Here is a 13,637-nt window from a genome sequence, read left to right on the forward strand (position 1 = left end):
CCATGCCCTCGCACGTGCCACTTCGGCCTCCTTGATACGCAGGGAAGTGGCGGGCCTGCCCCTCTACGATCCCGGCGCCGACCCGGACGAGGTGGCCGCCCTCAGCGGCTCCGCCCGCGTGATCAAACTCTCCAACAACGAGAGCCCGTTCGGTATCTCTCCGGCGGTCGCCGAAGCCGTACGCCTGGGCCTGGCCGACGGCGTCTCCCGCTACCCCGACCCCACCGGAAAACGTCTGGCCGAGGCCATCGGCAAAAGCCTGGACGTGCCTGCCGAGCGCGTCGTGCTCGGCAACGGCTCGGAGAACATCCTGGAGCTGCTGTGCCGGGCCGTACTCGATCCGGGTGACCTGGTGGTCACCCAGGCGCCCGGGTTCAGCCTGCACGAGACCTTCCCCCGCGTCATGGGTGCCCGGGTCGAAAAGGTCCCCGTCACCGCCGAGTTCGGGTTCGACGCGGACGCCTGGCGTGACGCGCTGGCCGCAGGGCCGAAACTCGTCTTCCTCGCCAACCCGTGCAACCCCACCGGCGCGATGCTCAGTGCCGGCCAACTGGAGCACGTCGTGGCCGCCGCCCCGGAATCGGCCCTGCTGGTGCTCGACGAGGCGTACGGCGAGTTCGCCCGGCCCGACCCCGAGTACCCCGACGGACTGGAGGCCCTGCGCGGCCAGGACCGGCCGTGGATCGTGCTGCGCACCTTCTCCAAGGCCTACGGCCTGGCGGGGGTCCGGGTGGGGTACGGCATCGCCTCCGACTCCGCGCTGGTCCAGGCACTGGACCGGGTCCGTACTCCGTACAACGTCAACCAGCCGGCCCAGGAAGCCGCCGTCGCCGCGCTGGGCGACCACGAACACCTGGCGAACACGGTCCGCCGGACCGCTCTGGAGATCGCCAGGGTCACCGACCGGCTGCGCGGCGCGGGACTGCGCGTGGTCCCGTCCTCGACCAACTTCCTCTTCATCGACACCGGCCGCCGCTCCGACCGGGTCGCCCAGGAACTGCACCGCGCCGGAATCATCGTCAAGGCGTGGCGCGAGCCGGGATACGAGAACTACATCCGAGCCTCACTGTCGACCCCCGCAGACAACGACGTCTTCGTGCGGTGTCTGACGGAGATCTGCGCGAAGGACAAGCCGTGATCAACAGCAAAATATCCGACCTGATAGGGCGAACGCCCCTGCTCAAACTGTCAGTCGCGGACGGTTCCGGAACCGTCCTGCTGAAGATGGAGCAGTACAACCCCACCGGCACCGCCAAGATCCGGATGGCCAGGAACATGGTGGACGAGGCGGAGGCGGCAGGGCTGCTCACCTCTGGCGGGTGGCTGGTCGAGTCCACCTCCGGCAACACCGGACTCGGCCTGGCCCTCATCGCCGCCGAACGTGGGTACAAGTTCACCGCCGTGGTGGACAACCACTCCAGTACGGACAAGCTGCGCGGCATGCTCGCCTACGGTGCCGACATACTCAACGTCGCCGGGGACGAGGAAGGGCTCGCCACCGCGGAACGCGACACCGTGGCCGAGCGACTCGCGGCCGATCACGGCGCGTACTGGACCGCGCAACACCGCAATCAAGGGAACCCCAACGGCTACCGGCCGCTCGCCCGCGAACTGCACGACGACCTGGGCGACGACATCCACTACCTGTACGGGGCCGTCGGCACCGGTGGTTCGCTGTGCGGAACCGGCCGCGTCCTGCGCGAACGCATCCCGAATCTGAAGATCATCGGCGTCGAGCCGGTGGGGTCCGTCGTCTTCGGCGGCAAGGGCGCGCCCTACCACCAGTCCGGCACCGGTACGCCCGAAGGCTCGGAGATCGGCGGCGTCGTCGACTACGAACTGATCGACGAGGGTGTCAAGGCCAGTGACTCCGAAGCCTTCGAGACCTGCCGCTACCTGGCGAGGAACTTCGGCATCCTGATCGGGGGTTCGGCGGGGGGAGTGGTCTACAAGGCCCTGGAGCGGGCTCAGAACGCGGGGCCCGAGACCACCATCGTCGTGCTGGTCTGCGACGGCGGCGACAAGTACCTGGACACCGTGTTCAACGACGACTGGATGGCGGACAACGACTTGTTCGACGCTCATGTCGTCCACCGGCTCGCCGCGATGCTGCGGTAGCGACCGACCCGACCGAACAGCCAGGATGCCTGGCGCGTCCGGCCCTTCGACCGGCACCGGCAGGCGGTCCGCCCGCGCTGCCAGGACCCTTCTGTCCTCGTCTACGAACTGGTACCTTCCTCTAATGAAAACGAAAACGATAACCATATTTGTGACGGCCCTGACGGTGCTCGCAGTTGCGGGGTGCACGGCCGACACCGCCACCGATGCCGGCGAGCGGGCGACGACGACGGGGGCGGGCGCGACGACGACCTACCCGTTCACCCTCAAGAACTGCGGCACCGATGTGACCTACAAGGCCGCACCGAAGAAGGTCGTCACCCTGAACCAGACCGCCGCCGAGATCCTCATCCACCTGGGCGTCGGTGACCGGATCGTCGGGTCGGGCTACGAGATCGAGAAGACGCCGGACGCGATCGCCCAGCAGTACAAGAAGATTCCGCTCCTGTCCGCGCACGGGCAGGAGATCAAACACGAGAAGCTGCTGGAGGCGCAGCCGGACTTCGTCTACGGCTCCTTCGCGAGCATGTTCACCGCCGAGCAGTCCGGCGACCGGAAGCAGCTGCACGACCTGGGCGTGCCGACGTACCTGACCGAGTTCGACTGCTCGTCCCACGAGAGCGTGGCGGGCGCGAACTTCGAGATGATGCACGAGGAGTACCGTCGGCTGGGCAAGATCATGGGCGTGCCCGCCGCCGGAGAGAAGCTGGCGGCCGAACAGCAGGCCGTGGTGGACAAGGCGCTGGGCGCCGTCAAGAAGCGGGACGCCCCGCTGAAGGTGATGTGGTTCTACTCCACCTACGAGGGGACTCCGTGGGCAGCGGGACCCGGCGGTCTGCCGCAGCACATCTCGGACCTCGTCGGTGTCCAGAACATCTTCGCCGACGCGAAGACCAAGTGGGCCGAGGTGAGCTGGGACGAGGTCGCCGCCCGGAATCCCGACGTCATCATCCTGGCCGACCTGACCCGAGGCGAACCCAACGACACCGCCAAGGAGAAGATCGACCTGCTCAAGAAGGACCCCCTCACCAGCAAGCTCGGCGCGGTGAAGGGCGACCGGTTCGTCTCCATCCCCGGCTCCCACATGGATCCCAGCTACGGCAGCGCGTCCGTGGTTCCCGCGCTGGTCGACGGCCTGAACAGGCTCGGCTGACCCGCCAACCATCATGACGACTACTTCGCACAAGACCGCCGCGCCCACCGGAAACGCGATCACCAGGCATGACACCGTTCCGGTGCGCCGGCGGCGCATCCCGACGGTGGCGCTCTTCTTCCTGGCCGTGGCCGGACTGCTGGTGTCGGTCGTGGCCGGGTCGCTGTTCGGGAGCGCCGACATCCGGCCCCTGGATGTCGTGTCCACGATCCTGCGGCACATCGGTCTGGGGAGTCTCGCCCCCACCCCACCCCTGCCGGGGCTGCTCGACGCCCTGATCTGGGAGTCGCGCTTCCCGCGGGTGCTGCTGGCCGCCGCCGTCGGCATGGCCCTGGCCGTCTCGGGCACGGTCCTGCAAGCGGTCACCAGGAATTCCCTGGCCGACCCCTACCTCCTGGGAGTCTCCTCCGGCGCCTCCACCGGCGCGGTCGCCGTGCTCCTGCTGGGCATCGGCGGAAGCATCTCCCTGTCCACCGGAGCCTTCGTCGGCGGCCTGGTCTCCTTCGGCCTGCTGCTGCTCCTGCTCGGCGGAGGGCGTGTCGCCAGCCCTTCCCGCGTGGTGCTCACCGGAGTGCTCGTGTCCCAGTTCTTCGCCGCCGTCACCTCGGTCATTCTCATGGTCAGCGGTGACGCGAACTCCACCCGGGGCTTCACCTACTGGCTGCTCGGCACGCTCGGTGGCGCCCGGTGGGAAGGGGTGACCGTCACCGTCGTGATCATTCTGGTCGGGGTGGTCGCCGTCCAGTTCTTCGCGCCCGCCCTCGACGCCTTCACGTTCGGGTGGGACTCCGCCGCCGCTCTGGGGATCAACGTCACCGCGGCACGCGTCTGGCTGATGGTGCTGACCTCGGTCATCACGGCGGCCGCGGTGGCCGCCTCCGGTGCGATCGGCTTCATCGGGCTGCTCGTCCCTCATGCCGTCCGCATCCTGACAACCCCGACGCACCGCACCCTGCTGCCCCTCTCCGCGATCACCGGCGCCGTCTTCCTCATCTGGGTGGACGCGTTCGCGCGGACAGCGTTCTCGCCCCACGAGCTGCCCGCCGGCGTCATCACCGCACTTCTCGGCGCACCCGCCTTCGCGCTGATCCTGAAGCGTCTGGAGTCCTGATGGGCCGCATCACCACCTCCCAGCTCTCCTGGTCGGTCAAAGGCCACCGGCTACTGGACAACATCGAGATGGCGGCCGGCCACGGAAGGACCGTCGGCCTCCTCGGCCCCAACGGCTCGGGCAAGTCGACGCTGCTGCGCCTGCTCGCCGGACTGCGGCGCCCCGACACCGGAACCATCCGCTACGACGACACCAGCCTGCACGACCTCGGCCGCAGGGTGCTGGCCCGACGGCTCGCCGTCGTCGAACAGGACGTGTCCGCCCATAACCACGTCAACGTCCGCCAGGTCGTGGAACTCGGCCGCACACCCTTCCGCGGCCGGTTCGACGCCCTGACCGAGCACGATCGGCGGATCGTCGACGCGGCACTGGAACGCACCGACATCACCGACAAGCAACACCGGAGCTGGCACACCCTCTCCGGAGGGGAGAAACAGCGCGCCCAACTCGCCCGCGCCCTCGCCCAGGAACCCCAGGAGATCCTGCTCGACGAACCCACCAACCACCTCGACATCCGCCACCAGCTCGAACTCCTCGACCTGCTGACATCACTGGACGTCACCTGCGTCGTCGCCCTGCACGACCTCAACCTCGCCGCCCGGTACTGCGACCACATCGTCGTCCTCGATCACGGACAGGTCGCGGCAGCGGGCACTCCGGAGGCCGTGCTGAGCCCGGACCTGATCCGGTCGGTCTACGGCGTCAACGTGCTCGTCGACCGCGAACACACCACCGGCGCCCTCCGCATCACCTACCTGGCCGCCACAGCCACGCGAACGACTGCCGCACAGGCGGTGCGACTCGATGCCCATTAGGCGGCACGGGCCGGGGACCAACGCCTCGGCCCGTGCCGCCGTCACCGTTGCGGAACCGCATCCGGCCAACCGCCGCCTCGTACGCCGGGGTCTGGTAAGCGATGTGTTCCTCCCAGGCATCGGCGCGATGGGTGAAGAAGGCTCGGACGGCTGTGTGTTCGGCGCGGGCGACGACGAGCGCCGCGAATCGGCGGAGCACTTCCTCCCACCAGTTCGCGAGGGCGGCCTCCGCGCCGCGCCCGAGCGGGACGTCCGTGCCCCAAGCACTACTGCCAGTCCCGAACGCGTGCCCAGGGTGGTGGTCGCACGAGGCCAGGAGCGCGCAATCGGCGGGCAACTCATCGAGGCCGTTGGGGATCCACCGTGGCGGCAAGGTGGGCAGCCATCAGTGCCCCGACAGGCCATGTGCCCCTTCAAGGGGTGGAGGCGGGACGAGGCCGGGGCCGGATCCTGTGCCCGCTCGCGGCTTCGTGGCCCTGACCGCGCGGACAGGGGAGCGGACGCGATGCCGATCCTCAGAGATCCGAACAAAGGCTGCGGGAAGACCCGGTGGAATCGGGTCGTAGCAGGCGAGAGCGGCCACCAGCGAGGATGCTGCTCATGACCACTGACCAGAACCTCGTTCCTCGCCGCTCGACGCGCTCAGCACCCATGGTGTTCGGCGCGGGGGCGGCCATCGGGGTATTGGGCGGGATGATCGGGCTGGGCGGCGCGGAGTTCCGCCTGCCGCTTCTGGTCGGCCTCTTCGGGTTCGCAGCGCTCTCAGCCGTCATCCTGAACAAGGCGATGAGCCTGGTCGTGGTCTTGGTCGCACTGCCCGCCCGCCTGGTGGCGGTCCCGGCCGCCGATGTGGCCGCACGCTGGCCCATCGCGGTCAACCTGCTCGCCGGCAGCCTGCTCGGCGCGTGGGCCGGAGCGAGCTGGGCGGTGCGCATGCGCACCGCGACCCTCTACAAGGTGCTGGCCGTGCTGATGGTGCTCATGGCCGCCGCGCTGGTGGCCACGCACACCACCACCCTTGACGCCCTCTCCCTACCGTTTTCGGCCCAGGTCCCCGCCGGGGTCATCGCCGGGTTCGGCATCGGGGTGGTCGCCGCGGTCATGGGCGTCGCCGGAGGCGAGCTGCTGATCCCGACGATCGTGCTGTTGTTCGGCGAGGACATCAAGAGCGCCGGGAGCCTCTCCCTGTTGGTCTCCCTCCCGACCATGCTCGTCGCATTCGCGCGCTACAGCCGCGACGGCAGTTTCGCCGTCCTTGGCGCCAATGTTCGCTTCACAGCCGTCATGGCCGCAGGCTCCGTCGCCGGGGCGGTACTGGGTGGACTGTTCTTGGGGGTGTTCCCGGACCTCGTCCTCATCCCCGCGCTGGCCGTGATCTTGATCGTCTCGGCTGTCAAGCTCGCCCGTCACGACTGACCTGCTGAGACGGATGCGTAGGACGCAACCCGCCTCGCGACGACCGGCTCCTTGATCACTGTGGGGAAGTCTGAGGTCGTCCCAGGGGAGCGGGTCGTCATGCGCTCCCCATGCCCCTGACCAGCCATCAGGTAAGTCGGCATCTGGCCAGCATCAATCCCCAAGCGTTCCCAAGTGGCCGACCGATTGGAGGCCTGGTCGGCGGCGTCACGACAGACCTGGTGCGCACGGAAGTGCAGGCAAGGGGCCTTCTCGCCAGAGGGGTCGATGTCCCTGGTTAATCTTCGATCCGACGCGTGCCGATGTACAGTGACGAACGCCCTTGACCTGCAGAAAGCGGGCAGGGAGCCGTCTTTCTGGGAGTTTCACATGCTTCGCACCATGTTCAAGTCCAAGATCCACCGAGCCACCGTGACGCAGGCCGACCTGCACTACGTGGGGTCCGTGACCATCGATGCCGATCTGCTCGATGCCGCCGACCTGCTGCCCGGCGAGCTCGTCCACATCGTGGACATCACCAACGGGGCGCGGCTCGAGACGTACGTCATCGAGGGCGAGCGGGGATCCGGGGTCATCGGGATCAACGGGGCCGCCGCGCATCTCGTGCACCCCGGGGACCTGGTGATCCTCATCAGCTACGCCCAGGTCGACGACGCCGAGGCGCGGGCGCTCAAGCCGCGCGTCGTGCACGTGGACGGCGACAACCGGATCATCGAGCTGGGGTCGGACCCGTCCGCCCCCGTGCCCGGGACGGACCAGGAGCGCAGCCCGCATTCCGTGGCTGTTTGAGTCGAGGGGAGCGGGGCCGTGGCGATCGAGCTGGTGGACGAGCGGAAGGCCGGGCGGCTGCTGGCCGTCGAGGACCGGAGGGTGGTCGGGTTCATCGCGTACTTCGTGCTCGCGGCGGAGCCCCACGCCCTGGTGGCGGTGCACACCGTCGTCGAGCCCGGGCAGGAGGGCCGGGGGATCGGCGGGGAGCTCGTGAAGGGGTTCTACGGGCTCGCCGCGGCGCAGGGGGTACCCGTCGTGCCGCTCTGCCCGTACGCGGCGAGCTGGGCCGGCCGGCATCCCGAGCAGGCGCCCGAGGCGCCGGCAGCCGTCGTCGAGGCCGCCCAGGCGCGGCTGGACCGGGACGCCGACCTGTGGTGACCGGGCTGGCGCTGCTCCACACCTCGCCGGTGCACGTCCCGGTCTTCGAGGCGCTGCGCGAACGGGAGCACCCGGGGGCCGTGCTGCGGCATCTGGTGGTTCCCGAGCTGCTGGACATGGCCCGGGAGCGGGGGCCGGAGGCGGTGGAGGCCGAGGTGCGGGCCGTGCTGGCGGAGTCCGGCGGGCCCGTGCTGGTCACCTGTTCGAGCATCGGGGGCGTCGCGGAGTCCCTGGCCCCCGAGCTCGGGTTCCCGGTGCTCAGGGTGGACCGGCCGATGGCCGCCGAGGCCGTACGGAAGGGCCCGCGGATCGTCGTGCTGGCCTCGGTGGAGTCGACCCTGGCGCCGACGGGGGCCCTGCTGGCCGAGGAGGGGGCACGGGCCGTGCGCAGCCAGGTGGTGCCGGGGGCCTGGGAGCGGTTCGCGGCCGGGGACGAGGACGGGTACCTCGCCGCGGTGGCCGGTGCCGCGGACGCCGTCACGGACGCCGACGTCATCGTGCTGGCGCAGGTGTCCATGGCCGGGGCCGCCGCCCTCGTACGGACCCGCGTCCCGGTGCTGTCCAGCCCCGCGGCGGGGCTGGCCGCCGCCCTCGCCGGGGGGCGTACCGGCTGAGATCGGGGGAAGGTGGGCGGTATGGTGCGAAAACTTGAGCAGACGCAGCCGCCCGTACCGGACCCCGGGCCGGGCCCCAACCCGTTCCCGCCGCTGCCCGACCCTGAGCCGGTGCCGCGCCCCGTGCCACCGGTCCCGGGGCCGGTTCCCGAGCCGGACCCCGTGCCCCCGCCGCCGGGGCCGGCGCCGATCCCGCAGCCGGGGCCGCTGAGCTGACGTCCGGGTGCGGCGGAGAGCCCGTACGGCCGCCTCGCCGGGCCGTACGGTCCCTGCCGCGCGGCCGCAGCCCGTCGGGGCCGTGACTCGCCGACGGCGTTGACCGTCACGTGAAGCACCGGACGCAGGCCTTCGGCCCCGCGAGCGTGGTGCCGGTGGCCAGACCGAAGTCGTCGCGGGCGTGGCACTGGGGGTCGATGGGAGCCGCCGCGCCCACGGCCGCCACCCGCTGCTCGTGGGCCTCCGGCTCCGGCAGGCCGGCGGTGTCCGAAAGGTCCAGCCGGTCGGCTCCCGCCCTCGTGGACCACGCCCGCGTACGCCTGGAGGAGCGGGAACTCGGAGCGGACGCTGCCTCCGCGCTGACGGACCCGTACGCGCCGCGGTCCTCGGCCATCTTGACCAGGCCGGTGGCGGGGCCCAGCAGTCGAGCCCGGTACGGATCCCCGGCCCCGCACCCCGTGTCCCCGTGGGCGCGGGCGGGGGCCGCCTCCCGCGCGAGCGTCAACTCGCGCCGCGGGACGGCTGGTTGTCGCCCTTGTCAGAGCATCGGGCCGCCGTTAGCTTGTGCGGTTCCTGATGTCTTCCAGGGGGGCTCCCATGGGTGTACGGGGCCGGCACCGCCGGTACCAGCCGAGCAGCATCAACCGGGCCTCGCTCGCCGTCACCGCCGGCGGCGCCGGCATCGCGCTCCCCCTCGTGGGAGCCGTGGACGCGCAGGCCGCCTCCGTGGACACCTGGAACAAGGTCGCCGCCTGCGAGTCCACCAACAACTGGAAGACGAATACGGGGAACGGCTACTACGGCGGCCTCCAGTTCAGCCAGAGCACCTGGCGCGAATTCGGCGGCACCGCATTCGCCCCCCGGGCCGACCTGGCCACCAAGGACCAGCAGATCGCGGTCGCCGAGAAGGTGCTCAAGGGGCAGGGGCCCAAGGCGTGGCCCGCCTGCGGGCCCCAGTCCGGACTCAGCCGCAGCGCGGCCGCCCCGCACACCGGCACCGTTCCCGCCAAACCCCCCGCGCAGGCGAAGCCGCCTCAGGGACAGGCGCCCAAGGACCGGATCCAGCCGACCAAGGCCACCACCGGGGCCCCCGTCAGCACGCCCAGCCCGACCGGGACCTCCGTCCTGCCGAACCCGTACGTCGTCGCCCCCGGGGACTCCCTCTCGACGATCGCCTCCGAGCAGCACGTGGAGGGCGGCTGGCAGGCCCTGTACGAGACGAACCGGTCGACCGTCGGCGGCAACCCCAACCTGATCTTCCCGGGCCAGCGGCTCACCCTCCGGATCACCACCGCCCCGCCGGCCCAGAACCCCGAGAAGCCGCCGCGCACCGCCGAGCCGGTCAAGCCCGTGGAACCGGCCGCCCCCAAGCCCGAACAGGCCAAGCCCGAACAGCGGAAGCCCGAACAGGCCAAGCCGGCCGAGAAGCCGAAGCCCGCCGAGACGTCCAAGCCCAGGACCGAGCCGGCCGCCAAGCCCGCCGGCAAGCCCGTCTCAGCGGAGCAGAAGCCCGCCTCGGGCAGCGGCGCCTTCACCTCTCCCGTCGACTCCGGCATCGGCACCGCCTACCGCGTCGCGGGATCCTCCTGGTCCAGCGGCTACCACACGGGCATCGACTTCCCGGTGCCCACCGGCACCAGCGTCAAGGCGGTCGGACCCGGCACGGTCCAGTCGGCCGGCTGGGCCGGGGCGTACGGCTACCAGGTCGTCATCAAGCACACCGACGGCCGCTACTCCCAGTACGCCCACCTGTCCGCGCTGGGCGTCAAGGCCGGCCAGCAGGTCTCCGGCGGCCAGCGGATCGGCCGCTCCGGCTCGACCGGCAACTCCAGCGGGCCGCACCTGCACTTCGAGATGCGCACCGGACCCGGCTACGGCTCCGACATCGACCCGCTGAAGTACCTCCGCGGGAAGGGCGTCGGAATCTGACCCCCGCACGTGCGGCGGCACGGCCGTGAGCAGGACCAGGCCGGCCGCCGCCACGGCGCCGCTCACCACCGCCGCGACCGCCCCGGCGGTCCCGTACCGGAACCCCTCGTCGAACAGCGAGATCCCCACCGCGGCGGCGACCACCGGGTTGACGACGGTCACCGTGGCCAGCGGGGCGGTCAGCCCCGCCCCCCGGTAGGCGGCCTGGGACAGCAGCAGCCCGCCCGCCGCCAGCACGGCGATCGCCGCGAGGTCCGGCCACAGCGAGCCCGGCGCCCCGGGGGAGAAGCCCTCGGCCACCGACTTCGTGAACACGGACCCCATCCCGAAGGCCGTACCGGCCGCCGCGGCCAGCAGCACGCTGCGCAGCACCACCCGCCGCATCCGCCCCGACGCCAGGACGAGCGCCGCCGCCCCGGCGGCCGTCACCGTCAGCAGCAGGCTCCGCTCACCGCCCGAGAGGGCCTGGTCCCCGCGGCCGTCCCCGCCCGTCAGGGCGAGCAGCCCGGCCAGGCCCGCCGTCGCCAGCAGCGCCCCGCGCCACGCCGCCGCGCCCACCCGGCGCCGTACGAAGACGGCCGCCATGGGAAGCGCGAACACGATGGTCAGCGCGCCGAGCGGCTGGACCAGGCTCAGCGGCCCGTACGCCAGCGCCACCACGTGCAGCAGTGCGCCGAGGCCGTTCAGTGCGACCGCCGCCCACCAGCCCGCACGGCGCAGCGGGGCGTAGGGGCGGTCCGGCGAACTCGCCGCGACGTGTTCCTGGACGATCGCACCCGCCGCGTAGGCGACGGCGGAGACCAGGCAGAGCAGAACCGACAGGGCCAGGGCACTCATGAGATCCACCATGCCCCAACGGGAGGCGCTCTTCATCCGTCCGGAGGAGTCTTGATCGCGGGCCGAGTCATCCTCCTGACATACACCAGCGGGAGTACGCGCAAGCCGCCCGACGGGGACGAAGACGCTTGATCCCTTCCATACCGTGACAGCCTGCTCGCGGTCGGTGAAGCCGGCGGGCACGGGTTTGGTTCCGGGCGTGTCGGATCCGTACAGTTGCGGTTTTGAGGACTTCCGCAGCAGGCGGACGCGGACGAGCGAGCAAGGAACGGCAGCGGCCATGACGGTGACCGAAGACAACCACGCATACGGGCCGGGCATCGACCCCGAGCGCCTCGCCGTCTGCCTCAGCGTGCTCGACGAGCTCGACAAGATCGACGTCGACCACCCCGACGCCATCACCGTACGCCGTGCCACCGCCGGCATCTACCGGACGGTCAAGCAGCGCCGCCGCCAGGAGCGCCGCGCCGCCAAGACCGCCAACGACAAGGCCGTCACCGAGGCGACCGCGACCGGTTCCGCCGAGCGCATCGACGACGAGACGGAGGGCATCCTGCCCTCCTCCGTGACCGAGGCCGGCCGGATCGCCGGGATACTCCAGCGCCCGCGCTCCTGCTACGTCTGCAAGACGCGGTACGTCGAGGTCGACTACTTCTACCACCAGCTCTGCCCGGCCTGCGCCGTCGAGAACCGCACCAAGCGGGAGGCCCGCGCCGACCTCACGGGCAAGCGCGCGCTGCTCACCGGCGGCCGGGCCAAGATCGGCATGTACATCGCGCTGCGCCTGCTGCGCGACGGCGCGCACACCACGATCACCACCCGCTTCCCCAAGGACGCCATCCGCCGCTTCAAGGCGATGGAGGACTCGGCGGACTGGCTGCACCGCCTCGAGGTCGTCGGCATCGACCTGCGCGACCCGGGCCAGTCCGTGGCGCTCGCCGAGCAGGTGGCCGGGGCCGGTCCGCTCGACATCCTGATCAACAACGCGACGCAGACGGTGCGCCGCCTGCCCACCGCGTACGCCGCGCTGGTCGAGGCGGAGGGCGCCCCGCTCCCCGCCGGCGAGCTCCCCGCCCACCACGTCATCGGTGCCTTCAACTCCGGCGCGGTCGACGGTCTGGCGGCGCTGCCCGTCGGCGTGAGCGGGCTCGAGGCGCAGAAGGTCGCCGACCTCGCCCTGGTCGCGGGCAACGCCAGCCTGGAGCGGCACCTCGCCGGTACCGCCATCGACGCGGGCGGCCTGCTGCCGGACGTCGTCGAGAGCAACACCTGGGTGCAGACCATCGACCAGATCTCCCCGGTGGAGCTGCTCGAGACCCAGCTGTGCAACTACACCTCGCCGTTCATCCTGATCAGCGCTCTGCGGCCGGCCATGGCCGAGGCCGCCCGGAAGGCGTCCAGCGGGCGTGCGTACGTCGTCAACGTCTCCGCGATGGAGGGCGTGTTCAGCCGTGGCTACAAGGGCGCCGGGCACCCGAACACGAATGCCGCCAAGGCCGCGATGAACATGGTGACGCGGACCAGCGGCCAGGAGATGTTCCAGACCGACCGCATCCTGATGACCTCGGTCGACACGGGCTGGATCACCGACGAGCGCCCGCACTTCGACAAGCTGCGCCTCGCCGAGGAGGGCTTCCACGCGCCCCTCGACCTGGTCGACGGCGCCGCGCGCGTCTACGACCCGATCGTCCGGGGCGAGGCCGGCGACGACCTGTACGGGGTCTTCCTGAAGGACTACGCCCCCGCCAACTGGTAGGCACCCCCCGCCTGAACACCCCCCGAGGGGCCGGCCGTCTCGTCGAGACGGCCGGCCCCTCACTCGTACGGGCGAACCCCGAACCGGATCGCACGGACCCGGCGGCGGCCGGTTCCAGCAGTGGTCACCGGCCCTCCCGCCGCCCCGGCGGAGCGCCGGAGCCGCCGTCCCGAGCGTCTGGCCGCTCCGGTGGGCGTGCGGGAGTTCCCCCGGCTCGCCGACACTGTCGACCGTGGGCAACCCCGACATAGCCGCACCGGCTCACTCCGCCGTCCGCGCGCACGCGCCACCGCCGCCGAGCAGATCGGCCCGGTGGACGTGCCGGCGTACGACTTCCGGGAACCGGGGCGAAAAACGATCGGTCCGGCGCGGATTTTACCGTTCCATCGAGCGGACCCCCGCTCATATGTGTACCCTAAGGCGCAAGGTGCCCCACCCGGGCGCCGCTCCACCACGGCGCCACCGCGTCCGGACGACCATCTGATTTCCCTCCTATCCGGCGCGCGGTCCCGCCCGCCGGGTT

The 13,637-nt window shown here is 71.1% G+C and carries 12 protein-coding genes and 1 pseudogene; 11 read left to right on the plus strand and 2 right to left on the minus strand.

What is annotated here, in order from left to right; all coding sequences use genetic code 11:
- Positions 1–31: 31 nt before the first annotated feature.
- The 9 genes from hisC (at position 32) to ACZ4WZ_RS03230 (ending at position 8,376) form a co-directional block, all read left to right on the plus strand.
- Positions 32–1,138, plus strand: a complete 1,107-nt coding sequence (gene hisC, locus ACZ4WZ_RS03190) for a histidinol-phosphate transaminase (protein WP_467884472.1) — start codon at positions 32–34, stop codon at positions 1,136–1,138.
- Positions 1,135–2,118, plus strand: coding sequence for a PLP-dependent cysteine synthase family protein (locus ACZ4WZ_RS03195; RefSeq protein ID WP_467884473.1), 984 nt, complete (start codon positions 1,135–1,137; stop codon positions 2,116–2,118). Before hisC ends, ACZ4WZ_RS03195 begins: the two co-directional genes overlap by 4 nt.
- Positions 2,119–2,269: 151 nt before the next feature.
- On the plus strand, positions 2,270–3,271 hold the full coding sequence (locus tag ACZ4WZ_RS03200; protein ID WP_467884475.1) for an ABC transporter substrate-binding protein: 1,002 nt from the start codon (positions 2,270–2,272) through the stop codon (positions 3,269–3,271).
- 82 nt (positions 3,272–3,353) lie between these two features.
- Positions 3,354–4,382, plus strand: a complete 1,029-nt coding sequence (locus ACZ4WZ_RS03205; RefSeq protein WP_467884965.1) for a FecCD family ABC transporter permease — start codon at positions 3,354–3,356, stop codon at positions 4,380–4,382.
- Complete coding sequence (locus tag ACZ4WZ_RS03210) at positions 4,382–5,197, plus strand: ABC transporter ATP-binding protein (RefSeq protein WP_467884477.1); 816 nt, start codon at positions 4,382–4,384, stop codon at positions 5,195–5,197. Before ACZ4WZ_RS03205 ends, ACZ4WZ_RS03210 begins: the two co-directional genes overlap by 1 nt.
- Positions 5,198–5,797: 600 nt before the next feature.
- Complete coding sequence (locus ACZ4WZ_RS03215; protein WP_467884478.1) at positions 5,798–6,613, plus strand: sulfite exporter TauE/SafE family protein; 816 nt, start codon at positions 5,798–5,800, stop codon at positions 6,611–6,613.
- A 369-nt stretch (positions 6,614–6,982) separates the two neighbouring features.
- Entirely contained in the window at positions 6,983–7,402 is a 420-nt protein-coding gene (gene panD, locus ACZ4WZ_RS03220; RefSeq protein ID WP_467884480.1) for an aspartate 1-decarboxylase, read from the plus strand.
- A gap of 18 nt (positions 7,403–7,420) precedes the next feature.
- The gene (locus tag ACZ4WZ_RS03225; protein WP_467884482.1) at positions 7,421–7,762 is read left to right on the plus strand and encodes a GNAT family N-acetyltransferase; all 342 of its coding nucleotides are present in this window, start codon (positions 7,421–7,423) and stop codon (positions 7,760–7,762) included.
- Complete coding sequence (locus ACZ4WZ_RS03230) at positions 7,756–8,376, plus strand: arylsulfatase (RefSeq protein ID WP_467884484.1); 621 nt, start codon at positions 7,756–7,758, stop codon at positions 8,374–8,376. Before ACZ4WZ_RS03225 ends, ACZ4WZ_RS03230 begins: the two co-directional genes overlap by 7 nt.
- A 322-nt stretch (positions 8,377–8,698) precedes the next feature.
- Here ACZ4WZ_RS03230 and ACZ4WZ_RS03235 read toward each other — a convergent pair whose 3' ends face one another.
- Positions 8,699–9,097 (minus strand): hypothetical protein, encoded by a 399-nt coding sequence (locus ACZ4WZ_RS03235; protein WP_467884485.1) that lies wholly within the window; start codon positions 9,095–9,097, stop codon positions 8,699–8,701.
- Positions 9,098–9,189: 92 nt separating this feature from the next.
- Here ACZ4WZ_RS03235 and ACZ4WZ_RS03240 point away from each other — a divergent pair, with 92 nt between their 5' ends.
- Complete coding sequence (locus tag ACZ4WZ_RS03240) at positions 9,190–10,521, plus strand: transglycosylase family protein (RefSeq protein ID WP_467884487.1); 1,332 nt, start codon at positions 9,190–9,192, stop codon at positions 10,519–10,521.
- Positions 10,522–10,545: 24 nt separating this feature from the next.
- Here the strand turns inward: ACZ4WZ_RS03240 and ACZ4WZ_RS03245 are convergent.
- Positions 10,546–11,358: pseudogene (locus ACZ4WZ_RS03245) on the minus strand (DMT family transporter); the annotation flags it as partial.
- 280 nt (positions 11,359–11,638) lie between these two features.
- On the opposite strand from ACZ4WZ_RS03245, the gene ACZ4WZ_RS03250 reads away from it, so the two are divergent.
- The gene (locus ACZ4WZ_RS03250; protein WP_467884489.1) at positions 11,639–13,114 is read left to right on the plus strand and encodes an SDR family NAD(P)-dependent oxidoreductase; all 1,476 of its coding nucleotides are present in this window, start codon (positions 11,639–11,641) and stop codon (positions 13,112–13,114) included.
- Positions 13,115–13,637: the final 523 nt, after the last annotated feature.

Source organism: Streptomyces sp. NPDC029122, assembly GCF_055569445.1.

Excerpts from the sequence above, each read along its gene's own strand:
- ACZ4WZ_RS03210 (WP_467884477.1), top strand. The coding sequence starts at position 4,382 with ATGGGCCGCATCACCACCTCCCAGCTCTCCTGGTCGGTCAAAGGCCAC.
- ACZ4WZ_RS03215 (WP_467884478.1), top strand. The coding sequence starts at position 5,798 with ATGACCACTGACCAGAACCTCGTTCCTCGCCGCTCGACGCGCTCAGCA.
- panD (WP_467884480.1), top strand. The coding sequence starts at position 6,983 with ATGCTTCGCACCATGTTCAAGTCCAAGATCCACCGAGCCACCGTGACG.
- ACZ4WZ_RS03240 (WP_467884487.1), top strand. The coding sequence starts at position 9,190 with ATGGGTGTACGGGGCCGGCACCGCCGGTACCAGCCGAGCAGCATCAAC.
- ACZ4WZ_RS03250 (WP_467884489.1), top strand. The coding sequence starts at position 11,639 with ATGACGGTGACCGAAGACAACCACGCATACGGGCCGGGCATCGACCCC.